This window comes from Vibrio variabilis, from assembly GCF_003263785.1.
Classification (GTDB): Bacteria; Pseudomonadota; Gammaproteobacteria; order Enterobacterales; family Vibrionaceae; genus Vibrio; species Vibrio variabilis.
Genome location: NZ_JYJK01000044.1, coordinates 19,373 through 44,106 on the forward strand (window position 1 = coordinate 19,373; position 24,734 = coordinate 44,106).

At 49.0% G+C, this 24,734-nt stretch carries 13 protein-coding genes and 4 pseudogenes; 6 read left to right on the top strand and 11 right to left on the bottom strand.

The annotated features are described in order from the left end of the window. The first annotated feature begins 305 nt into the window (after nt 1-305). From TZ48_RS05315 to TZ48_RS05325, 3 genes and pseudogenes are all read left to right on the top strand, one after another. Nucleotides 306-1,274, top strand: a complete 969-nt coding sequence (locus tag TZ48_RS05315) for a TAXI family TRAP transporter solute-binding subunit (RefSeq protein WP_112478502.1) — start codon at nt 306-308, stop codon at nt 1,272-1,274. Between the two features lie 260 nt (nt 1,275-1,534). Beyond that, nucleotides 1,535-4,114: a TRAP transporter permease gene (locus TZ48_RS05320; protein WP_112478503.1), complete on the top strand. Its 2,580-nt coding sequence runs from the start codon at nt 1,535-1,537 to the stop codon at nt 4,112-4,114. 120 nt (nt 4,115-4,234) lie between these two features. Continuing rightward, nucleotides 4,235-4,674: pseudogene (locus TZ48_RS05325) on the top strand (universal stress protein). Nucleotides 4,675-4,792: 118 nt separating this feature from the next. Here TZ48_RS05325 and TZ48_RS05330 read toward each other — a convergent pair. The 3 genes from TZ48_RS05330 to rapA form a co-directional block, all read right to left on the bottom strand. Beyond that, a complete protein-coding gene (locus TZ48_RS05330) occupies nt 4,793-5,755 on the bottom strand; it encodes a D-2-hydroxyacid dehydrogenase (RefSeq protein WP_112478504.1) in 963 nt (320 codons plus the stop codon). A 34-nt stretch (nt 5,756-5,789) separates the two neighbouring features. Further along, nucleotides 5,790-6,527, bottom strand: a complete 738-nt coding sequence (gene rluA / locus TZ48_RS05335; RefSeq protein ID WP_112478505.1) for a bifunctional tRNA pseudouridine(32) synthase/23S rRNA pseudouridine(746) synthase RluA — start codon at nt 6,525-6,527, stop codon at nt 5,790-5,792. 154 nt (nt 6,528-6,681) lie between these two features. After that, entirely contained in the window at nt 6,682-9,591 is a 2,910-nt protein-coding gene (rapA, locus tag TZ48_RS05340) for an RNA polymerase-associated protein RapA (RefSeq protein ID WP_112478506.1), read from the bottom strand. 583 nt (nt 9,592-10,174) lie between these two features. Between rapA and TZ48_RS05345 the strand changes: the two are divergent. Continuing rightward, nucleotides 10,175-11,550 (top strand): annotated as a pseudogene (locus TZ48_RS05345) (PhoH family protein). A 34-nt stretch (nt 11,551-11,584) separates the two neighbouring features. On the opposite strand, the pseudogene tldD reads toward TZ48_RS05345, so the two are convergent. The 8 genes and pseudogenes from tldD to TZ48_RS05385 form a co-directional block, all read right to left on the bottom strand. After that, a pseudogene (gene tldD / locus TZ48_RS05350) lies at nt 11,585-13,035 on the bottom strand (metalloprotease TldD). Nucleotides 13,036-13,060: 25 nt separating this feature from the next. Continuing rightward, the gene (locus TZ48_RS05355; protein ID WP_112478602.1) at nt 13,061-13,879 is read right to left on the bottom strand and encodes a carbon-nitrogen hydrolase family protein; all 819 of its coding nucleotides are present in this window, start codon (nt 13,877-13,879) and stop codon (nt 13,061-13,063) included. Between the two features lie 13 nt (nt 13,880-13,892). After that, nucleotides 13,893-17,783 (bottom strand): annotated as a pseudogene (locus TZ48_RS05360) (YhdP family protein). Nucleotides 17,784-17,793: 10 nt separating this feature from the next. After that, on the bottom strand, nt 17,794-19,263 hold the full coding sequence (gene rng / locus TZ48_RS05365) for a ribonuclease G (protein ID WP_112478507.1): 1,470 nt from the start codon (nt 19,261-19,263) through the stop codon (nt 17,794-17,796). A gap of 18 nt (nt 19,264-19,281) precedes the next feature. Continuing rightward, a complete protein-coding gene (locus tag TZ48_RS05370) occupies nt 19,282-19,866 on the bottom strand; it encodes a Maf family protein (protein WP_112478508.1) in 585 nt (194 codons plus the stop codon). After that, nucleotides 19,856-20,344, bottom strand: coding sequence for a rod shape-determining protein MreD (gene mreD, locus TZ48_RS05375; protein ID WP_112478509.1), 489 nt, complete (start codon nt 20,342-20,344; stop codon nt 19,856-19,858). Before mreD ends, TZ48_RS05370 begins: the two co-directional genes overlap by 11 nt. A gap of 17 nt (nt 20,345-20,361) precedes the next feature. Further along, nucleotides 20,362-21,225, bottom strand: coding sequence for a rod shape-determining protein MreC (gene mreC / locus TZ48_RS05380; RefSeq protein WP_042496397.1), 864 nt, complete (start codon nt 21,223-21,225; stop codon nt 20,362-20,364). A 61-nt stretch (nt 21,226-21,286) separates the two neighbouring features. Beyond that, complete coding sequence (locus TZ48_RS05385) at nt 21,287-22,330, bottom strand: rod shape-determining protein (RefSeq protein WP_042473407.1); 1,044 nt, start codon at nt 22,328-22,330, stop codon at nt 21,287-21,289. A 339-nt stretch (nt 22,331-22,669) separates the two neighbouring features. Here TZ48_RS05385 and TZ48_RS05390 point away from each other — a divergent pair, with 339 nt between their 5' ends. Next, nucleotides 22,670-23,221 carry a metallophosphoesterase gene (locus TZ48_RS05390; protein ID WP_239670718.1) on the top strand — a complete coding sequence of 184 codons (552 nt, stop codon included), beginning with the start codon at nt 22,670-22,672 and terminating at the stop codon, nt 23,219-23,221. A 47-nt stretch (nt 23,222-23,268) separates the two neighbouring features. Next, nucleotides 23,269-24,684: a bifunctional UDP-sugar hydrolase/5'-nucleotidase gene (locus TZ48_RS05395; protein WP_162674505.1), complete on the top strand. Its 1,416-nt coding sequence runs from the start codon at nt 23,269-23,271 to the stop codon at nt 24,682-24,684. Nucleotides 24,685-24,734 lie beyond the last annotated feature (50 nt).

Sequence of the window (24,734 nt, forward strand, 5' to 3'; positions counted from 1 at the left end):
GTCACGGAGCAATCCGTTCCGTGACACTCATCACATCTTGAAAAAATCAAACTTCAGCCCTTAAATTTACCTTAATTATCTGTTTTATTTGACTTATATTCCAAAAATACATCTCTCCTTCCCATTTCTAGCACAGACAAATCCCCTATATCTATTAACAATCCAGTAATTTTCTTCCAATTTATTTGGTATGATTGCGCCACTTTTTCAACATATGGATTGAAAAAGATGCCGTTTCCACATAGGAAACCTCTGAAGACAACTATAGTTATTCAGGGCTAATAATGAATAAGGAAGGGAAATTCATGGCATTTAAGAAACTTGTTAAAATCGGTGCTATTGCCGCAGCTGTTATGGGCGCAGGCGCTGTTAATGCTCAAGAGTTCATCACAATCGGTACAGGTTCGGTGACGGGTGTTTACTACCCTACTGGCGGCGCAATCTGTAAGCTTGTGAATAAAGGCCGTAAGGAACACAACATCCGTTGTTCAGTAGAGTCCACTGGTGGTTCTATCTACAATGTCAACACTATCCGTGCTGGTGAGTTAGATTTCGGTATCGTTCAATCTGACTGGCAATATCACGGTTACAACGGCACAAGCAAATTTGAAGAGCAAGGCCCTTACAATAAGCTTCGTGCGATGTTCTCTTTGCACACCGAACCATTCAACATCATCGCTCGTGCTGATGCTGGTATCAACAACGTCACTGACCTAAAAGGCAAACGTGTGAATATCGGTAACCCAGGCTCTGGTGACCGCGCAACAATGGGCGTAGTCATGGACGCGATGGGTTGGACCAACGATGACTTCAAACTGGCTTCTGAGCTAAAAGGTTCTGAGCGTTCACAAGCACTTTGTGACAACAAAATCGACGCGTTCGTTTACGTTGTGGGCCATCCAAACGGATCAATCAAAGAAGCTACAACCTCTTGTGAAGCTAAGCTAATCTCTGCGACTGGCGAAAAAATCGATGAGATCGTTTCGGCAAACCCTTACTACGCTTACAGCACAGTACCTGCTGGCATGTACCGTGGCACAGAGGGTGACGTAAACAGCTTCGGTGTTGCTGCGACAATGGTAACCACATCAGACGTTTCTGACGAAACAGCGTACAACGTGGCTAAGGCTGTGTTTGAAAACTTCGACACATTCAAGCGTCTTCACCCAGCGTTCGCTAACCTGAAGAAAGAAGACATGGTGAAAGCAGGTCTATCTATCCCGCTTCATCCAGGTGCTGAGAAGTACTACAAAGAAGTCGGTCTACTAAAATAAGACCACTTAGTAGGGGAGGCATCGCTTCCCCTACCGCTTTTCTATTATGAGTAACACTCAAAACAATTAACACCAGTGCATCCAACTGGTGTGGCTATTTGGGCTCTCTTTCCAAGCCCGTCATTAAGAGCCTAAAACACAACAACTGCTACACGTTTGCATCCATTGACTACAATGTTAAATGCGAAATAGGTTCGTGCCTTTTTAATTAGCCTTTGGCTTAAACGTCACGAATCCAAAAATAATAAAGGACAACGTACATGACGCAGACAACACAACCGTCGCAAGATGTGCAAGACATGGTCGCACAGGCCGACACAGGAGCACGAAGCCCTAAGGGGATCCCAGCCAAGATTCTTTGGTTCGTGCCACTTTGTTGGTCACTGTTTCAACTTTGGTACGCTTCACCACTGCCATTTATATTTAACTTTGGCGTACTGAACGACACTGAAGCGCGTTCTATTCACTTAACCTTCGCTATTTTCCTAGCGTTTACCGCCTACCCAGCAATGAAGAATTCGCCTCGCGACCGAATTCCCGCCATCGACTGGATTTTGGCGCTAGCGGGTAGTTTTTCTGCCGCCTATATCTATCTATTCTATACCCAACTTGCCGGTCGCTCTGGCGCACCGACGACAATGGATATCGTCGCTGCGGTCACGGGTATGGTACTGCTGTTAGAAGCGACACGCCGAGCACTCGGTCCACCGCTAATGGTCGTTGCTGCGGTATTCTTGCTTTATACCTTTGGCGGTCCATACATGCCGGACGTCATCGCGCACAAAGGTGCGAGCCTAAATAAAGCGATGTCACACCTATGGCTGACCACTGAGGGTGTATTTGGCGTTGCACTTGGTGTTTCTACCTCGTTCGTATTCCTGTTTGTACTATTCGGCGCCATGCTTGAACGTGCCGGTGCGGGCGCTTACTTCATTAAAGTGGCGTTCTCACTACTTGGCCACATGCGCGGCGGTCCTGCAAAAGCTGCAGTCGTGGCATCTGGCTTATCTGGCTTAGTGTCAGGCTCATCAATTGCCAACGTAGTGACCACCGGTACCTTTACCATTCCGCTGATGAAGCGTGTTGGTTTTCCGGGCACTAAAGCTGGCGCAGTCGAAGTGGCCGCGTCCACTAACGGACAGCTCACCCCACCAATCATGGGTGCAGCTGCGTTCTTGATGGTGGAATACGTCGGTATCTCTTACGTTGAGGTTATCAAAGCGGCACTTCTACCCGCTCTGATCTCTTATATCGCCCTTATCTACATCGTGCACCTAGAAGCCTGTAAGGCGGGTATGACGGGCCTTCCTCGTCGCCACAACCCGACACTGGTACAAAGCCTGCTGTCGTTTACTGGCACTATTTTGGGTCTGTGCGTCATCAGCGCCGTGGTCTACTACGGTATTGGCTGGACTAAAGGTGTCTTTGGCGATGCAGCAACGCCTATCGTGGGTGTCGCTTTGCTGCTCTCTTACGTCGGCTTGTTACGCATTTCTGCTAAGTACGCCAAAGAAGGTGGTATTGAAATTGATGCTGAGCTGAATGAAGTTCCTGATCCGGGTCCAACCATTAAGTCTGGTTTGCACTTCTTGCTACCAATCGTGGTTCTGGTTTGGTGTTTGACGGTAGAGCGTTTCTCACCGGGCTTGTCCGCATTCTGGGCCACTGTGTTTATGATCTTCATCCTCATCACTCAGCGTCCTTTGATTGCTTTGATGGCGAAAACCAATGATGTTACCGAAGAGCTTAAAGCGGGCTTCGTTGACCTAGCAGAAAGTCTCGTATCTGGTGCTCGAAACATGATTGGCATCGGCGTGGCGACAGCGGCAGCTGGTACCGTGGTGGGTGTGGTCACCCTAACCGGTATTGGCCTTGTGATGACCGACTTCGTAGAGTTTATCTCTGGCGGTAACATCATCTTAATGCTGCTGTTTACCGCGGTTATCTCGCTTATCCTAGGTATGGGTCTGCCGACAACGGCGAACTACATCGTAGTATCAACACTAATGGCTCCGGTAATTGTAACGCTTGGTGCAGCGCACGGCCTGGTCATTCCACTGATTGCGGTTCACTTGTTCGTGTTCTATTTCGGTATTCTTGCTGATGATACGCCGCCAGTAGGTCTTGCTGCCTTTGCTGCTGCCGCGATCGCAAAGTCAGACCCTATCCGTACCGGTATCCAAGGTTTTACCTACGATATTCGTACCGCGATTCTGCCGTTTATGTTTATCTTCAATACGCAGCTATTGATGATGGGCATTGATTCTTGGTGGCACTTGGTACTGACAGTAATTTCAGCGGTCATAGCGATGCTTATCTTCTCTGCGGCGACGCAAGGATGGTGGTTCACTAAGAACAAGTGGTGGGAAACTGTGCTACTTCTAGCACTCACCTTTACCTTCTTCCGACCGGGTTTCTGGTGGGACATGTTCTATCCAGCGAAGATTCTTTCACCTGGTGTTGAGATAGCTCAAATTACTGAAAACCTAAATGTTGGACAATCGCTTGAGTTGAGAGTCGCCGGTGAAACTCTGGAAGGTAAGTACGTCGAGAAGACGGTACGCCTGCCATTTGAGGATGACGCGGTAAGTGCTGACGATCGCATTGCCTCTATGGGTCTAATGCTCAACGAGACTGACGGCAAAATGATTGTCGATATGGTTGAGTTCGGTAGCCCAGCAGAGGCATCCGGTCTAGACTTTGACTGGGAAATTAAGTCTATCGTGCAGGAAGCGGATAGACCAATGAAAGAGTGGGTATTTGTGCCTGCCCTGCTTTTGCTTATTGCCATGGCGATGAATCAAAAGCGTCGTGCTCGTCGTGAAAACCTGAGCGCATAGGTAAGTTGGGCTCCAAGTTTGAATGCTTGGAGCCTTCTACCTTTAAACGGAACGGATAATACTAGCCAAGCTTATGCTTTACCCTATGCTAGTAGGGTAGGAACCAAAAAGAGAAATAACATGTACAAGCAAATCCTTGTTCCTGTCGATCTGAATGACAAAGGCTTTTCAGACAAAGCCGTCGAAATCGCCGTTTGGCACGCCAAACACTCCAATGCAGAAGTGCATCTACTCAATGTTCTTCCTGGCATTCACATGTCTATGGTCGCGAGCTACTTCCCTAAAGATGCCGCCGCGCAGATGAAAAATGACGTGAAAGCACAATTAAAAGCGTTTGCTGACCAGCATATTTCTGATGATGTGGTCTACAAAGTACACGTGACTGAAGGTAAGCCTTACGCGACTATTCTTGATTATGCTGAGCGCTTGGTGCCGATCTTATCGTCATGCCAAGCCATAAACGCTCGAAGATTGATAAGGTTGTTCTTGGTTCAGTGGCAAGCAAAGTGGTACAAAACTCGCCAATTAATGTGCTAGTCGTTAAGCCACAAGCCAGTTAAACCACAGGCAAGCTAAACCACAGACAGGTTAAGCCACAAGCAAGCCAACCGAATGCATACTTAAAAGTCCCACTTCGAGTGGGACTTTTTGTTTGTACCATCTCTAAATGGCGCCTCGCTATACCACTCGGTTCTGGTCAACACCTTCAATCGCAGCTTCAAGGTTACTGACCAATATCTGGCACAACTTGGTTATCGACGAGTCACTGCCCCACGCCACATGCGGCGTTAGTATTAAGTTGGGCAGTTGCTGATTGGCGACCAACGGGTTATCCATGGGCGCGGGCTCCTCAGTAAAAACATCCACGCCAGCACCGGCAATCTGCCCACCTTTTAACGCCGCAACAAGCGCAGTCTCATCAACCAAGCCACCACGTCCAGTATTAATAAGCACAGCGGTCGACTTCATTTTATAAAGCGCATCAGCATCAATCAGATCACGAGTCTCATCAGTAAGTGGACACAGCAATGCAATCGCATCACTACTCGCTAGGCACTTATCAAACGCGACATAGCCTGAGCGGCACTGAGCAGCACCTTTACGCTCAGCAAACTGCACCTTAATGCCAATGGCGCGTGCCAATGCGGCTGTAGCCTGCCCAAGCGCGCCACTGCCAATGATACCGAGTGTCGAGCCTGCCATATCTTGAATAGGATGAGTAAAGAAACAGAACTTGTTTTGTCGCGGCCACTCCCCCGCAGCAATATCACTATGATAGGCCAAAAGGTTACGTTTTAAGGCAAACAGCAATCCAATGATGTGCTCAGGGACGGATTGGGTCGCATACCCTTGAATATTGGTGACTCGAATGCCGCGCTGTTGGCAGTAGTCCAAATCCACATTGTTGACACCCGTTGCAGCAACGGCGATGTGCTCAAGCTTGGCTGCGTTACTCAGCACTTCCGATCCTAAAAACACTTTATTGCTGACCACGATATCGGCGTCAGCAATTCGCTGCATCACCTCATGAGGCTCGGTTTTGGAGTAATTGACCCATTGGTGGTCAAAAGCAGGGGTGGGAATATGAATGTGAACTGGAATCGTGTCTCGGTCTAAGAACACAATCTTTTTGGCGGCCATGATCTCTCCTTTGATGTTCACGGCCGACAGTTATTTATGGCCGAGGAAGAGTCTTATAATCGGGTAATTGTGGTGCTGGGTCAAAGTGCTCAATCACAAGTTGCTCAGTTTGAGGGTAAAAATCGCATGGAACAAAAATCGCCTGAAGCCGCTCAGTTTGCGGATGATAGAAGCAAAGCTCTGAGGCATGCAGTTCTAGGCGTTCAGAATAGTTCATGGCCTCTTCGTGAGCGTAGAACTCATCACCCACAATAGGATGACCGAGCGCCAGCAAATGAACACGCAATTGATGAGAGCGCCCCGTGATAGGAAACAGACGAACAATACTGGTTTTCTCTTCCTGCTCAACCACCTGATAGTAGGTTTGTGACGGCTTGCCATGCTCATAACACACCTTTTGACGCGGGCGGTTTGGCCAATCGCAGATCAAGGGCAGATCAATGAGGCCTTCACTCTCTTTCAGTGTACCCCAAATGCGAGCATAGTAAATCTTGTGCGTCAGACGGTATTGAAACTGCTTCTTAACCGAACTCTCCGCCTCTTTGGTTTTAGCCAGAAGCATAAGGCCGGATGTCGACATATCAAGTCTGTGCACGACTTGAATATCCGGGTAGTCTGCGACTAAACGGCTCCACATGCTATCGTAATGCTCCGCCGCTTTTCCCGGAACAGACAGGAGCCCAGAAGGCTTGTTGACTGCAAGGATGTGCTCATCCTCATAGACAATATCAGTCCAAGGTTCAGTGGGTGGGGTGTAACTTAGCATGGCCATAACAGGGTCTCGCAGTGGAAATCAAAATAGCTGACGGAAAAACAAAAGGCGCAACCTACGCTGCGCCATTGTATCAATCGCATCTCGGATTGACGAAATGCTTATTTAAAACGCCTAAGTCAAAGCTCTTAACTCAAGACTCTTAACTCAAAGTTTAGTTGTGGCTAACGACAATCAAGCGCAGCGAATCAAGCTGTACTTGCGCCTTATTGATGTAGCCATCTAGCTCAGTGATTTGAGACTCAATCGCTTCAATCTCTTCATCACGGATATTTGGGTTCACCGCTTTCAAAGCTTGCAGACGCTCAAGTTCACCGTTAAGGCTCGCGTACATCGCTTTGTGCGCATCTTCACGAACCGCAGTCACCTTCTCTTCAACCGCGCCGTTACCCGCTTCAATCAGACGATGAACGTCCGCTTGAACTGAGCTCACTAGCTTGCTCGCTAGATGACGGTTTACTGGGCTAAGTTGACGGTTAAAGCCTTCAAACTCAACTTGTGAAGAGAGATCGTTGCCACGACCATCCATCATCATGCGAATTGGTGTAGGCGGTAGGAAACGGCTAATACCACTTTGCTTCGGCGCTTGCGCATCCACAACGTAGACCAGCTCAAGCAAAATCGTACCCACTGGCAGCGCTTTGTTCTTAAGAAGCGATACCGCACTCGTGCCTACACCCTCACTCATTACCAAGTCGATACCGCCTTGGATCATTGGGTGCTCCCAGCTGATGAAGTTCATATCTTCACGAGACAGCGCAGTATCACGATCAAACGTAATCGTGGCACCGTCGTATGGAAGACCTGGGTAGCTTGGCACCATCATGTGCTCAGAAGGTGTCACCACGAGGGCATTTTCACCTTTGTCGTCTTGGTTTAGACCTATAGTGTCGAATAGGCTCAGCGCAAACGTCACTAGGTTAGTGTCGCCGTCCGTTGCTGAGATCTTCTCAACAATCTGCTGCGCCGCTTCACCGCCATTAGAGTGCATTTCCAGCAGGCGATCACGGCCTTGTTCCAGCTCGTGCTTCAACTCTTGGTTGTATTGACGAGAACCCTCAATCACGTCATCAAGTTCGCTGGTATCACCGCTGGCTAGCATGTTTATGATGCTATCTTGGTAACGGTCATACACCATGCGCCCCGTCGGACATGTCTCCGCAAACGCATTAAGACCTTCGTTAAACCAACGCGCCAAAATGCCTTGCGACGTACCCTCTAGGTAAGGAACGTGTACATCGATATCGCGTTTTTGACCAATGCGATCTAAGCGACCGATACGCTGCTCCAGAAGATCTGGGTTGAATGGCAAGTCGAACATCACAAGCTGGTTTGCAAACTGGAAGTTACGACCTTCAGAGCCAATCTCACTACAGATCAGAACCTGAGCACCACCCTCTTCCTGCGCAAAGTAAGCTGCCGCTTTATCGCGCTCTAGAATTGACATGCCTTCATGGAATACCGTTGCGCGAATACCTTCACGCTCACGCAGTGCTTGCTCAAGCTGCAGCGCCGTGCTGGCGCGAGACGCAATCACCAAGACTTTCTCACTGCGCTTGGCGGTGATTTTCTCAATCAGCCAGTTAACGCGTGAGTCAAACTGCCACCAGCTGGAATCTTCACCTTCAAACTCTTGGAAGATCTCTTCTGGGTAAAGCATCTTCATGGCACGCGCTTCTGGCGTCATTTTGCCGCCAATCATGCCAGACACACGCATTGAGGTGGTGTACTGCTGCGGAATTGGCATCGGTACCAAGTTCACATTTCGCGTTGGGAAGCCTTTAATCGCTGCGCGAGTGTTTCTGAACAGTACGCGGCCAGTGCCGTGACGATCCATCAGGTTATCGATAAGCTCTTGGCGTGCGGTCGCCTTCTCTTCGTCGCTGGCATTGCTCTCTAGCACGTTGAAGAGTGGCTCAACATCTTGCTCAGACAGCAGTTCGGTAATTTGGTTTTTAGCCTCATTGGCCAACGCTTGGCCTGAGAACAGCGCCGTTACCGCATCGGCAACCGGGGCGTATTGTTCTTCTTCTTTAACAAAGGCGTCGTAGTCGAAGAAGCGATCCGCATCGAGAAGACGCAAACGGGCAAAGTGACTCTCGCGGCCAAGCTGCTCTGGGGTTGCCGTCAGTAGTAACACGCCCGGAGTCTTTTCTGCCAATGCTTCAACCACTTGGTACTGACGGCTTGGCTGCTCTTGGCTCCACTCTAGGTGATGCGCTTCATCAACCACCAACAAGTCCCACTCGCCTTCAAGGGCTTGTTCAAAACGCTTGCGGCTCTTACGAAGGAAATCGAGTGAACACAACACGAACTGCTGTGTATCAAATGGGTTGTCTGCTTCTGCGTACGCTTCGATACAACGCTCTTCATCAAAGATAGAGAAGTGCAGGTTAAAGCGGCGCATCATTTCGACTAGCCATTGGTGCTGTAGGGTTTCAGGTACCACAATCAACACACGCTGCGCACGACCTGATAACACCTGCTGGTGAATGATCATGCCAGCTTCAATGGTCTTACCTAGGCCTACTTCATCGGCAAGCAGCACGCGAGGTGCATAGCGGCGACCCACTTCATGGGCAATGAATAGCTGATGCGGAATAAGGCCAGCACGCATACCACATAGACCACGCATTGGGCTCTTGTGTTGCTCATACTGGTTGCTCAGCGCGCGGTAACGCAGCACAAAGTTGTCCATGCGGTCAATTTGACCTGCGAACAATTTGTCCTGTGGCTTGTTAAAGCGAATTTGGTGACTTAGGAAGATCTCACGCAGGGCGACATTCGCTTCTTCAGTATCTTGACGTGTACCCACGTAAGTGAAGATACCTTGATCTTCGATCACTTCTTCCACTTCTAGTGACCAACCCTCTTGGCACTCAATGACATCACCGACATTAAACGTAACTCGGGTGACAGGCGCATCGCTACGAGCGTATACGCGATTCTCTTCTGATGCTGCAAACATAAGTGATACTGTTCTCGCATCCAGTGCGACGACCGTACCCAAACCTAAATCACTTTCCGTATCGCTAATCCAGCGCTGCCCTAAAGCAAATGTCATAGAGAGACTACCTCAATTCGTGTCGATTTTTGTTATTTCGGCGGTAACGCAGCCTGCCAAGTCGTGGCAAACTGAGCTCAATACTCCGCCCAAATAATAGTAGGTGATAGTGCAAATTTTGCTCGCCCTATCCCCTAGATGAAAGGTCGCTAATCTTACTTGAAGGCGTGATACAGGTCACGCCAATTACAAGGAAAAGCTGAGTTTTTTTTGAATTGTCGTGGTTGACATCAAACTGCAAAAAAACAGTGTCATTTCTGAGAACGAAAGTGACATTTTTCACTTATACTCAGAATGTAAACGTTAACGACATGTGACTACTCGCCAAGCCCTGATAGTCACCTCTCTCGTTAGCCTTACAGGGAATCAGGTTCAATTTGAACTCACTTCAATTGAACGTATCACGGTTGACTCACTAAGATAGGACATCAGAGCCAGCGTAGATCCCCAGCATTGCTAGCACTAGTGAATTGGCTAGAAACAGTGAATTAGCTAGAACCAGCGAATGTGGACAGACAGTCTGACTCGATCGCCTTCTGAGTTAACCGCAAAGGACAAGCGCCAGTTGCGGCAAGGAGACTCTATGGGCGATACCGACCGTAAAATTTTCGTTCTCGACACCAACATCCTTCTCCACGAACCTCACGCCATTTTTTCATTCAAGGAACACGACGTCGTCATTCCGATGACCGTTCTCGAAGAGCTCGACCGCATTAAAGACAGCAAGCGCGATGTCGCGCGTGATGCTCGTGTCGCCATTCGAGCTCTCGAAGATATTTTCAAAGACGCCACGCCCGACGAGATCTCTGAAGGCATTCCCTTTTCCAGCAATATAGACGCAACAGGCACCCTCTCCATCCTCGCGGATTACGTACTGCAAGAAACTGTCAAAGCCTTTGCTGACAAAGAGGGGGACAACCGGATCCTCAATGCAGTGCTCTATCTGCAGAACAAACGTTCACCACGCGAAGTGGTGTTGGTGACAAAAGACATCAATATGCGACTACGCGCCAAAGGCGCTGGCGTGCGCTTTGTAGAAGATTATCGAACCGATCAACTGATTGACGATGTGCAGTACCTAACTAAGGGCTTTCAAAAATCGGAAGGTGCGTTTTGGGAACACATTGATGAAGTCGAGACCAAAACCTTGGCCAGCAAGACCTATCACACCTTCGACCGCGAGGCGATTGACCCAACCTTCATCAACCAATACCTCATCGACGAGTCGAGCGACTTTGCAGGGCGGGTAGCGACATCGACGGTGATAAGGTGACAATTCGCGACTTAAGCCAAGAGCGCATGCTGTGCCGTCAAGCGTGGGATATTCGACCAAAAAACATCTATCAAGGCATGGCGATGGACGCCCTGCTCGACCCGGACATTGACTTGGTCATTCTCACGGGTGCGGCCGGTAGTGGTAAAACCCTGCTTGCCATGGCCGCTGCACTGGAAATGACCATAGAGCGCGGCATGTTCGATAAGATCATCGTGACCCGAAACACGCCGGACATTGGTGAGTCGATCGGTTTCCTACCGGGTACTGAAGAAGAGAAGATGATGCCGTGGTTGGCGGCGATCACCGATACCCTTGAGGCGCTGCACAAAAACGATCACTGCACTGAAGGGTCACTTAAATACATTTGCGATAAGGCCAACATTCAATTCAAATCGATTAACTTTATGCGTGGTCGCTCGATTCAAAATGCGTTTGTGCTTTTGGATGAGTGCCAGAATTTAACCGCATCGCAAATCAAAACCATCATTACTCGCTGTGGTGAAGGCACCAAGATTGTTTGCTCTGGCAACTTAGCGCAGATTGATTCGCCTTACTTAACGCCGGTGACATCAGGACTGACTTACATGGTTGAGCGATTTAAGAACTTTGGGGGCAGTGCCAATATTCACCTCAATGGTGTGGTGAGAAGTCGATTGGCGGAGTTTGCTGAAGAGAATTTGTAAGCAAAAAAAGAGCCTAGGTATCGATACCTAGGCTCTATACGGTTCTATTAGTCCGTGCCCCCACGGTAAGGGCGTCCAGCTTCAAGCTTGGCTGACCGACACCCACTGGCACGCTTTGTCCTGCTTTACCACACACGCCCACACCGCGGTCAATGGCTAGATCATTACCAACCATGGACACTTGCTGCATCGCTTCAATGCCGGAACCAATTAGCGTTGCACCTTTCACAGGGGCTGTGATCTTACCATTCTCAATCAAGTACGCTTCTGAGGCTGAGAACACAAACTTACCCGAGGTGATGTCCACCTGACCACCACCAAAGTTTGGTGCATACAGACCTTTCTTCACCGTTGAGATGATCTCTTCAGGAGAGTGCTCACCCGGCAGCATGTAAGTGTTGGTCATACGTGGCATGGGTAAGTGAGCGTATGACTCACGGCGCGCATTACCCGTTGGGTTCACGCCCATAAGACGCGCATTAAGCTTGTCTTGCAGGTAGCCTTTCAACACACCGTTTTCGATCAGGGTATTGTACTGACCATGTACACCTTCATCATCGACGTTGAGCGAGCCGCGCAAATCTTGCAGCGTGCCGTCATCAACAATGGTACAAAGATTTGAAGTCACTTGCTCGCCAACCTTGCCAGAGAAGACTGAAGATTCTTTACGGTTAAAATCGCCTTCTAAACCATGGCCTACCGCTTCATGCAGTAGTACGCCCGGCCAACCCGCACCGAGCACTACAGCATCATGCCCGCTGGAGCATCAATCGCCTCAAGGTTAACCAGCGCTTGGCGAATCGCTTCGTCAGCGTAGTTGTAGGCAACCTGCTGGCCTTCTTCCGTTGATAGGAAGAAATCATAACCATAGCGACCACCGCCACCCGCACTGCCACGTTCGCGACGCTCGCCTTTTTGCGCCAGTACGCTGATCGACAAACGAACCAATGGACGGACATCGCCGGCAAAGGTGCCATCGGTTGCTGCAACTAACATCTGTTCATACACACCGCTCAGGCTCACTGATACTTCTTTAACCAATGGTTCTTTGGTACGGATGTAGGCATCAAGCTGTTTCAGCAGCTCAGTTTTTTGCTGCTTTTCCCAGCTTTCCAGCGGGTTTACGGCTGCATAGTAAGCTTGGTTATCGCTGCGGATCAGCGCTTTAACTTGAGCGCTTTGACCTTGCTGGGCAATACCGCGAGCTGCGACTGCGCTCTGCTTCAACCCATCAAGGGTGATTTGGTCGGAATACGCAAAACCAGTTTTCTCACCAGTCACTGCGCGCACACCCACACCGCGATCGATGTTGAAAGAGCCATCTTTGATGATGCTGTCTTCAAGAACTAAAGATTCGTGCCAGCTGGATTGAAAGTAGATATCTGCATAGTCAATTTGGCGAGTCGCAATGCTCGCTAGCGTAGCTTCAATATCTTGCTCAGAGAGACCCGTTGGGCCTAGTAGCGCGTCTTCTATGCGTTCCATATTTGATTGCTCTTAATAAGTATAATTAGTGGAGATGTTGCTCGAAGCGGATATGCTTAGCGACAGGCATGCTCTGTCTTACCTCTTCGACCACATCAAAATTCAATTCGGCAGTAATGGTGCCCGCTTGCTGCTCAAGTTGGCCTTGGATCTCTCCCCAAGGCGACACCACCATAGAGCGCCCCCAAGTCTCTCGACCGCATGGGTGAGTACCACATTGGTTAGCGGCAACGATCCAGCATTGGTTTTCGATGGCTCTCGCTCGCAGCAGCACTTCCCAATGCGCCTTGCCAGTCACCGCAGTAAATGCAGCTGGCACGACAATCACATTCGCCCCTTGCGACCTAAGCGCGCAGTACAAGTGCGGAAAGCGCAAATCATAACAGATAGATAGCCCAATCGCGCCAAAATCTGTCGGCACCATAGCGATGTTGCCCCCAGCCTTAAAGGTTTCGGACTCTCGATAAGTCTTGTGAGCATCATTCACATCGACGTCAAACATGTGCAGCTTGTCGTAGTGATTCATACGCTGACCATTACTGTCAAAGACCAATGTAGTGGTCGACACTTCGCTGTCGGAAAGGCGAATAGGGAAGCTGCCAATGATCAGATTCACGCTATATTGCTTAGCAAGATTGGCGAGCTTGGTTTGAAACTCCCCTTTGCCCAAGTATTCTGCGTGTTGGTGGTAGTCTCGGCGCTGGCCGAATACCAACGCATTTTCAGGCGTAAGTATCCAGCGCATACCTTTGTCTGCCAAGAACGCGACTTTTTGCTCAATGTGCTCAAAGTTACGTTGCGGATCTGGCCCCGAGGTCATTTGTATGATTCCAAAGCGTTCCATGCTCATAGACGACTTATTTCTCCTTTCTAAGTTCCTCGGGCAACTTGTATTCCCCTTTACTACGGGATATTTCACTCACGGTCGGTGAATCAAGCGATCCTTTTACTGAGTAGTTGACTTGAGTGACTACCTCAACAACCGGTGAAATCACGGTTGTCACAGCCAGCACCACTAGCGCCGTTTGTGGCGTGACCGCAAACGCGGTGATGATAGGAATACCAGAGGTCATATCTGGGGTAAAGCTCACCTCTGCATCTACCGTTTGTTTAGAAAGATCCGCCAAACCTTTGATTCTCATATCACCGGCTACCGCATCCATCTTGATATCGTTGGTGACAAACACACCATCACGCACTCGGCCGCTGCCTGTAATCGAGTTAAAGGCCATGCCTTTATCAAACACGTCCGAGAAATCGAGCTGCATCTTGCGAATGATAGAGTCCAAACTGAACAAACCAAGTAGCGCGCTGCGCCGCTAACATCGGAGATCACCCCTTTGCCAAGCTTAGTATTCATGTCACCATTCACGGTATCAAGGCGCATTGACCAAGGTGCCCCTTCCCAATCGAGCTTAGCGTTCATTTCAAACGGTGCCCGTTGGATACCGGTTGTAATGCCAAAGCGCTCCATAAGGTCACTGTTGTTTTCACCTTTAACCGCGAAGTTCACTTGTGTCTTATTCTGGTCGCCAGACACCATCCAGTTGCCATCAATATCCACTTGGTTGGCACCACTGGACAATTGCAGTTTATTCCAAACTAGCTTGTTGCCCTGCCTAGAAACGTCCATGTCGACCTTACCCACTTTGTAGCCTTGGAACCAAAAGTTATCAACGGTCAACAAGGTATCGGGTAGCGCGTCAAATAAGGAGCGCTCAAAATCAGTCACACTCGGTGCGTCTGGGTTTTCTTGAGTGATGATCGACTCATCTTGGTCAGCAATCTCATCAAGCTCCGGCACATAAATATGAAGGCGGCTCAAAGCAACATGAAGCTCATTGTTATCACTGTAACTGGCTTCACCTTTCGCCTCTTGGCTATCCAGTGCAAACTGCCAACCACCCTTTTTATATCTAGCATCGAAATTAACATCGTGCCATTCAATTCCGCCTAATATCAGCTCTTTAGCTTCTACACTGGCACGCTTTGGCAGTGGCAACTCTGGCTTCGGTAAGTCATCCAGCACCGCTTTTTGGTCACTCGGTGGCTCTTTAAATACCTCACTCCACTTATCAAAATCGATAGTGTCTGAACGCACTTGGAAGTGATGGCCGACAATTGGGCTAATTTTAAAGCCGCCCTCTCCAAGCACCAGGTTGGTTGCCTTTAGCACAGGAACTTGTTGGGTAATATCAATCTCAGTCTGATATTTCACCGACGGCAATTGCAAACGAGCAGTAATATTTTCCTGGTTGCCTGAAGCCTGAAGCCTTGCTTTACCTGCGTCACCAAACGACTTGCTCAGTGGATAAGGGTAATCGCTGGCAATAGTGACTAGGTTTGCATCCAAATCAAGCTGATAAGTAAAGCCCACATCATTGAGCTGGATGTCGACATCTAAGTGCCAAGGTGCATGGCCTGATAAGCGGCTGACGACCTTGTCACCAATGTAAGGCTCTAGCGGCTTGGTGCTCCAGTCACCAACGGAGTTAATCTTCACCGCATAGCCATTACTTGCATTTTGTCCTTGGAAGTCCAAATTGATTGGCTGATCAAGCAAGTTCGCAGACAATCCCGTCGCCTTAACCACATCATTATCGAATTCAATACGACCGGAAACTTGCTCAAGTGTCATCGGCGGAGCGTCAATCTCAACATGGTTATCACTTAGTTCAGCATGACCCCAAGCTCTAGATGGCGTGTCATCGCCGCCAAAAGGAATATAAAGCTGGAAGTCGGCATTAACATCGCCGCTAACTTGAACCGCTGTTAGCGCGGCACCAACCGAGTCCACCAAAGGTGAAGCGGTCATATAATCACGTACCGCACTGCCTTTACCCGCCGCTTTCGCTTCAATTTCGAGGTGGCCATCGCCACGAAGCTCGGGAATCCGACCGGTTATCCGCTGCCCTTTCACATCCATTAAAGTCGCAGAGCGCGAATCGAGATACATGCTCTCGTTTTGGAACAACAGGTCAAGCTGCAGATCTGTTAGTGGCGGCCAGTTAGTGTCAAAGCTAAATTTTGCATCTCGCAGGCCAACAAACGCCTGGAACATACCGTTGTTATCTCGATATGGGAAATCAGAGAGCTTGCCGTACCACAAGAGCTTAGAGGTGTTAACACGACCTGCTTGAATCGCTGCCGATAGATAGTCAGTTAAGCTCTGTCCCATTGCTAGCGTTGGCAGATAGCGCCAGACTTCCCCTGCGTTGTATAGATCCGCCTCAGCATAGAAAGACAAAAACGGACTGTCATTTTTAGGGAAATCGAGCCTAAATGCACCGAGCACCTGCAGATCAGGCGTAGCAGCCGTGACTTTATCCGACCAAAGCGACCAGCCTTGTTCACCATGATTATCCCAGTGGATGTCAACCAAACCTTGTTTGATATTCAATGGTGCTTGGAATACATCACCGTATGGGAACTTGTCATCAATCACCGACACTCGCGCATAAGCACGCTCAGTGTTACCGCGCAGATGGCCAGAAACATGAGAAAATCCCGGTAGCAGCCCCATTGAGAGAGCGACATTTGCTTTAATGACGCCGAATACTTAATCGAATCAGTACCAGCAAGTTGAGAAACACGGATGTCTTCAATACGGCCGCCCGGGTTAAGTCTTGATAGCCACTCATCAATGGTCTCGTTGTTGGCCAATGTCGCCAACGGTTTTAAGCTATCAACATCGAGCTCGGAGATATTAACTTGCCATTGATTTTCACGATTCCAATCAACAGCAATATCCAGCTCAGGCCAAGTCACTTCATCAGTACGCGCCTGCACTTGGTGTACATTCAACTGCCAACCGAGGTGGATGGCAGTAGATGCAATACCGCAGATTCAACGATGAGGTCATGTTGCTGATTATCTCTTTTCCAACTGAGTTCAGAAGGAAGCACATCCAAATAGACTTCTTTGGCTTTGCTATTATCTAGCTCAAGCCAAGCTCTTAGGCTGACCGAGCCTGATTGAATGCCCGTTTGCTGCTTCTGCTCATCCGATAGCCAAGGAGACAGTGACATCTCATCCACAGTGACATAAAAGTCCCCAGTCACACTGGTGAGAGAGCCATTATCAACAAAGTCCGCTCGAACTTCGAGCGCATTGAGGTTGGCATCGGCAATAGACACCACACCTTGCGCTAAGTGGCGACGTTTTTCGTTACGCCATTGCAAGTTCTCAATATCGAGCTGTCGCTCCTCGCCCGAAATGGAAGTATAGAAAAGAGTCGACTTCTCGACAGTAAACCTATCAAGTTGTCTCAGCAGTAAGTTATCCAGACGTTGAATCAACTGCTCACCGCTTTTCGCTGGCACGTTGGCTGCCGGCTCGGACGGTTCACTCTCCGCCGCCTTGAGCAGATCCACCGAACGAACGTCTAGCGTCATACCGTTGATCACCATATCCGCCAAGACAGGCTGACGCTGCAACACGGTTTGTACCAGGTCGAACTCAAGTTCAAGGTTGGTCACATCAAACTGGGTTTCAGGACTGTCAGGAAGACCGACAGATACCCCTTGCAGTGAAATTGACGGGTGAGTGTTACGCCAGAAACCACGTACGTCTTTGAGCGAGACGTTCAACCCGGTTCCTTGGTTTATCCAAGTAACAATCTCAGGTTGGACTTTGTTCAGTTGAGGCAGGCCGACACGCAGCACTGTGACCGTGGAGGCAAGCAACACCAGCACGGTCAGTAATAGCCAGAGAAATAGGCGTATGATTTGATTAACGCGAGGACTCACAAACTTCTCATCACATCATAACAACATCGAATTGTTCTTGAATATACAGGGGTTCCGCTTGAATACGCACTTGCTTACCAATAAAGACTTCAAGCTCTGCGAGTGCATGAGACTCTTCACCTTCTAGCGCCTCTGCAACAGCAGGTGCCGCGTAAACCACAAATTTGTCAGCATCGTAAGCTCGGTTAACTCGGGTGATCTCACGTAGGATCTCATAACAGACGGTTTCCACCGTTTTCACCGAACCACGTCCTTCACAAGTTGGACAACCGCTACACAATACATGTTCAATACTTTCACGGGTGCGCTTACGAGTCATTTCCACCAAACCAAGCTGAGTAAAGCCATTGATGTTGGTTTTTACGCGATCTTTTGACAGTGCCGCTTCAAGAGAAGCCAAAACACGCTGGCGGTGTTCATCCAAACCCATGTCAATGAAATCAATAATGATAATACCACCTAGGTTACGCAGCCTCAGCTGACGAGCAATCGCCTGAGTCGCTTCGACATTGGTATTAAAGATGGTCTCTTCAAGGTTGCGGCGACCAACGAATGCACCTGTATTGATATCTACCGTGGTCATGGCTTCGGTTTGATCAATGATCAAATAGCCGCCCGATTTAAGGTCAACCTTGCGCTCCAGTGAACGCTGAATTTCGTTCTCCGTATCGAACATGTCGAAGATCGGCTTATCACCTTCATAGAGTTCCAACAGTGATTCTAATTCTGGAACAAATTCGCTGGTAAACTCTTTTAGACTCTCGAATATCAAACGAGAATCGACCTGAATGCGGGTGATTTCGGTACCAACAAAATCACGCAAAATACGATGTGCTAAGCCTAGCTCACCATACAAGGTCGAACGCGTCTTGTATTTAGTACGGCGCTCGTTGATTTTAGTCCAAAGGCGCTTAAGAAACGCGGCATCTTGCGCCAGCTCTTTCTCATTCGCACCTTCGGCCGCGGTACGAATAATGAACCCACCATTCTCGTCGCAGTAATCGGCAACAACTCGCTTAAGGCGCAGGCGTTCATCTTCACTTTCAATGCGCTGTGACACACCTACGTGGCTCGCTCCAGGCATGAATACCAAGTATCGTGAAGGTAGGGTAATGTCGGTGGTTAGGCGAGCGCCTTTGGTGCCCAGCGGGTCTTTGACCACTTGCACAACAATATCTTGCCCTTGACGGACTAACTCAGAGATGTCGCGTACTTGAAACTGTTTTTTCTCGTTCTCTGCGACACATTCGGTATGAGGGACAATATCGGAGGCATGAAGAAACGCGGCCTTTTCCAGACCGATATCGACGAACGCCGCTTGCATCCCCGGAAGCACGCGACTGACTTTGCCTTTGTAGATGTTCCCTACGATGCCTCGTTTGGCTTCGCGTTCAATGTGGACTTCTTGGAGAATTCCACTCTCTATCATCGCAACTCTTGTTTCACTGGGAGTTACGTTTATCAACAGCTCTGCACTCATGAGCGCACCTCAATATTTTTAATTATTTATAAATTCTTGCAAGAGCTGGTCAGTTTCATACAGCGGCAGTCCCACTACGGCGTAATAGCTGCCCTCGATCCGAGTAACAAAACGCCCACCTAATCCTTGGATACCATAACTGCCAGCTTTATCTTTCGGTTCACCACTTTGCCAATATCGTTCTATTTCTTGTTGGCTGAGTGTTTTGAACCACACATCCGTGGTCACCACCACCGATGCTTGCTTTAATTCGCTTACCACGCTGACCGCGGTCAGCACTTGGTGTTTTTGACCGGACATGGCACTCAACATGCGGTTGGCGTGGTCAAAGTCGTGCGGTTTTTCCAATACATGACCATCGAGCACAACTACGGTATCAGACCCCACGACCACACTGCTTTGGTCGCTTAACGCCAGACCAGCCTGTGCCTTTTCTAGCGACAAGCGCGCCACGTATTCTTCTGGCGCTTCACTCTCTTGCTGCTGCTCTTCAATGTCTGGGCTAACAATGGAAAATTCGTAGCCCAGTTGAGTCAATAATTCTCTGCGGCGTGGTGATGTGGACGCCAATACAACGCGTGATACAGACTGATTATCTGACATGCCAATGCCTTCTTACTCGACGTAGCAGTAAAAACATCCATGGCCAGAGTATACAGTTAATCAAACCGCTCCACAGCGACATTGGATTAAAAGTCACGTCTTGGATCAAATACTCGCCGAAAAAGATGCACACTTCGAGCACCATAGACAACAGCGCCATAATGGTTGCCTGTTGCCACAATGCCATGTTTCTCAATACCAAAAAGTTAAGCGCGATGACGTAAACCACAATCGACATCATCATGCCACGTATGCCAAGCGTCGAACCAACAAGCAGATCCCACACTAAGCCAACAAACAAGGCAGTTCCGACATTCACGCGATGCGGCAGTGCCAGCACCCAGTAACCGAGCACCAAAAATAGCCATGAAGGGCGGACAAAATCCAAAACGCCCGGCCAAGGGATGGTTTGCAGCACCAACGCCACCAGCAGCGACGTACCAATCACCATATGACTGCGAAAAGAGCTGTTAACCATAATTGTGTGTTAATCCTTTATTCTGCATTGAGGATGTCTTCCACTTCTTGCTGCTGCCTATCATTATTCGGCCAGATCAAAAGTAGGTAGCGCAAACGGTCAAAATCAACCACCGGCTCTGCGATGATGTTAGCGAACTCACGACGATTATCGCGTTGCACCGATTTTACGTGCGCCACCGGATAACCTTCAGGGTAAATACCGCCAAGACCAGAGGTCACTAGAAGATCGTCAGGCTGAATATCGGTACTGGTAGGAATGTGCTCGAGTTGGATCTCATCAATAGAGCCGTTACCAGAGCCAATAACACGGATGTCATTGCGGATCACCTGTACCGGGATCGCACTGTTGGTATCCGTTAATAGCATAATTCGGCTATTGTGCGCCCCAACGAATGTCACCTGACCGACAATACCGTTTTCATTGATAACCGGCTGACCTTCGTAAACACCATCAATACGACCTTTATCGATCACCACTTGGTGACGATAAGGAGAGGTGTCTACCGCCATCACCTCGGTGACCACTTTCTTCTCATCTCTCACAAAAGACGAGCCAAGTAGTTCCCGGAAACGCTGGTTCTCTTCACGATATTGATCGAGCAAGATAAGATCGCTTTTCAGGCGCAGTACTTCACGCTTGAGGTTGATGTTCTGCTCAGCCAAGCCTTGACGGGTATTGAGACGCTCATAGACACCATCAAACATGCTACGCGGTAAGTTGGCAGCATATTGAATAGGCGCAACGGCACTGTTCAGCAGATAGCGGAAATTGGAGAATGTGTCTAAACGACTATCAGCCAGCATTAAGCCGGCTGATAGAGTTACAGCAAGAAATAACCGAAGTTGTAAGGACGGACCTCGACCAAATATTGGTTTCATGTACTCATAACCTTGATGCGGACTCTAGTTTCAGTACCACACCAAAACTAGAGAGAAACCATTATTCTTCAGTAAATAGATCGCCACCGTGCATGTCGATCATCTCAAGCGCTTTACCGCCACCACGAGCCACACAGGTCAGTGGGTCTTCAGCGATAACAACTGGAATGCCCGTTTCTTCAGTCAGTAGACGGTCTAGGTCACGAAGTAGTGCACCACCACCGGTTAGTACCATGCCGTTTTCTGAAATATCAGAGGCTAGCTCTGGTGGACACTGCTCTAGCGCAACCATCACTGCCGATACGATACCTGTTAGCGGCTCTTGAAGCGCTTCTAGGATCTCGTTTGAGTTTAGACTAAAGCTACGTGGCACACCTTCAGCTAGGTTACGACCGCGAACTTCGATCTCTTCAACCGTGTCACCAGGGTATGCAGAGCCGATTTCGTGTTTGATCTTCTCAGCCGTTGCTTCACCGATCAAGCTGCCGTAGTTGCGACGTACGTAGTTGATGATCGCTTCATCAAAACGGTCGCCACCGATACGAACTGACGATGAGTAAACCACACCGTTTAGTGAGATCACCGCCACTTCCGTTGTACCGCCGCCGATATCGACCACCATAGAACCCGTTGGTTCTGACACGCGTAGGCCTGCACCAATTGCTGCCGCCATTGGCTCATCAATGAGGTACACTTCACGCGCACCTGCGCCCAGCGCAGACTCACGAATTGCGCGGCGCTCAACTTGGGTAGAACCACAAGGCACACACACAAGCACGCGTGGGCTTGGCTTCAATACGCTGTTGTCGTGAACTTGCTTAATGAAGTGCTGAAGCATTTTTTCAGTCACGTAGAAATCAGCAATTACGCCGTCTTTCATTGGACGAATGGCAGAAATGTTACCAGGGGTACGACCTAGCATCTGTTTCGCTGCATGACCGACGGCCGCAACGCTTTTGGCTGAACCCGCACGATCTTGACGGATAGCTACAACAGAAGGCTCGTCTAGGACGATACCCTGTCCTTTTACATAAATCAGTGTGTTGGCAGTACCTAAATCAATCGATAGGTCGTTAGAAAACATGCCACGCAGTTTTTTAAACATATTCTTCGCTCGTCCTGCAAGAATTAGAAGACAAAAATTGCACTAAATGTACCAATGCCGCGCCATCACAGCAAGGCATTGAAGCAGAAACATTGGAGGAAACCCCCATTTTCTTACAGTTTCCTTACTTAACGCAAAAAATTCACAGGATTTATTGGCAGTCAGCCATTATACCGCCCCAACCAATAGCGCCTGCGGCGGCTCCGATACATCTCGATATAGGTCTTCTGCCCTTAACTCCTCTCCCCTAAACGCTCCTTAATGCGAACCACCACATAAAACCCATCAATAACTCCATTACCAATGATAATTTACCAATCAGGATCTGGTATCCTATGCATGCTTTTGCTCTCCACTTTGATTAGCTATGGTTTTTTGATGACACGTACCCGCTTCACATTGCTTGCTTTAGGCAGCGCCCTATCCACACTGTTGCTCTCAGGCTGTAACGAAGACACCAGCGTATCGCTTGGCGACCCCATTCCAGTTGCACCGACTAAATCTCATGGGCCAGCCTGTGACACCAATGCCGACACGCAGACCATTCGCTTTATCCACGTCGCTGATCTACACGGCCACTTCGGTTATCGCGAGCAGTTCTACAGCAAAATCAAACAAGTTCATGTCGACGCGCTTGCCGAAGATCCTTTCACCCTGTTTACCAATGGCGGGGACGATTATGAAAAAGGCACCGTCGCCGAGCAATTATCAGAGGGCTATGCCACGCTTGAGGCCACGCAAGCGTTGGAATTTGATTATCGCGTGATTGGTAATCACGACTTCGCCTGGGGCCTGAGCAATTACTGGCGTACGCAAAAGATGATGTATCAACAGTCCTTGCCTCCAACACCGAATACTATGGTAATGACCCTGCGGGGTTTGCAGGGGTAGACTTTGCTATTGCCGAAGTAGGCTGCATTAAAGTGGGTGTATTTGGTATGACGTCGGGGCCATGGAATGAGCTAGATGAAGAGATTAAGCCTCAAGTAGATTTTATTGACGATTTCAGAATGCGTTGGGACTGGAACGAACGCGCTCGCGAGATCATCGCGGCCTATGGCGATCAAGTAGACTATATGGTGATGCTCAGCCACCTTGGTCATGGCACAGATGTCGCATTGGCTACCTTTGTTGACGGCATCGATCTCGTGCTCGGCGGACATACTCATGACTCACCAAAGACCACTAGAGTCAATGGCACGACGGTACTGCTGCCTGATTTTAATGCCAAAGGTTACACCGACGTCACGGTAACGTTTGACCTCGCCACCAAAACTGCAATAACGCCCGAAACCATTGCCGAACTCGATATTACCGAATCGTTACCGATTAACAAGACAACCAAACGTCGTATTGATAGCATCATGGGGACTTACGCTCCCGATGCGAACACCGAAATTGCGGTATCGCTTAAACAGCCAAGCCGTGATGGTATCTTGGATATTTTGCATGACAGTTTGACCGACTTTACTGCACCCAAGTCAGGGATCAATTATCAGATAGATGCCAGCTTCCTCGATCGCGGAGAAATTGAAGATAGTGAAATCTGGGCTCCTGGCTCACTGACCCAAGAAGACTTTCATCACGCCTACCCAATTGAACGCCAGCCTGCCAATACGCCTGGTTTCTCATCGCTGTATCAAGTGAGCGTATCAGGCGAAGCACTTAGCGCTATGCTCAATTATGAGAGTGGTCTTGATTACCATGGTCCAGCGCTAGACGATATCGAATCAGCCAAGACCTATCAAATCGGCCTCTTTAAATCGGCGGCTTGGAATCCTGAGCTGTTCTTTAACGGCAGTTACTACCGCAAAGAAGATGCACAGTTTGTTGGCGAAGCTTGGGAGATTTTTGATGCCTATGCCCGCAAGCGCACTGCAAACTGCCTATACATCGATGTTGATGAGCTGCTGTTCAGCTGTGATGAAAACGCTCCAAACATTACCTCTGTATGGAACTTCGATGATGCGAGCAACATCTTTGCACCAGAGCAAAACATCGCTTCAAGCCTAACGCTCACCAATGCGACGGATGAATTGCAATATTGCGATAGCGAACTGCTGAACTGCGGCACGGCTGAATTCTTTTCGCTACCACGGCTTCCTGACGGTAGCAACGCTTCGGTTATTGAACTCAGTGCTTTAAGAGCATTGGATAACGGCAGTTTCCAGCTTGCTACACAGCTTGAGACTAACGGAGACTTTGCCGATCAAGACCGTCTCTCTTATTACACGATTGTCTTTGATGCTCTATGGCCTGAACTAGACAGTGACAGCAGTAAATACCGAGCGATAATCGATGCAGACGCAAGCAGCAGCGCGCCCGATATCTACCTATCGCCGGAGGCGAGATAGGCCTTTCACCAAACTACACAGGACTTATTAAGGCCAATACCTGGCATCGC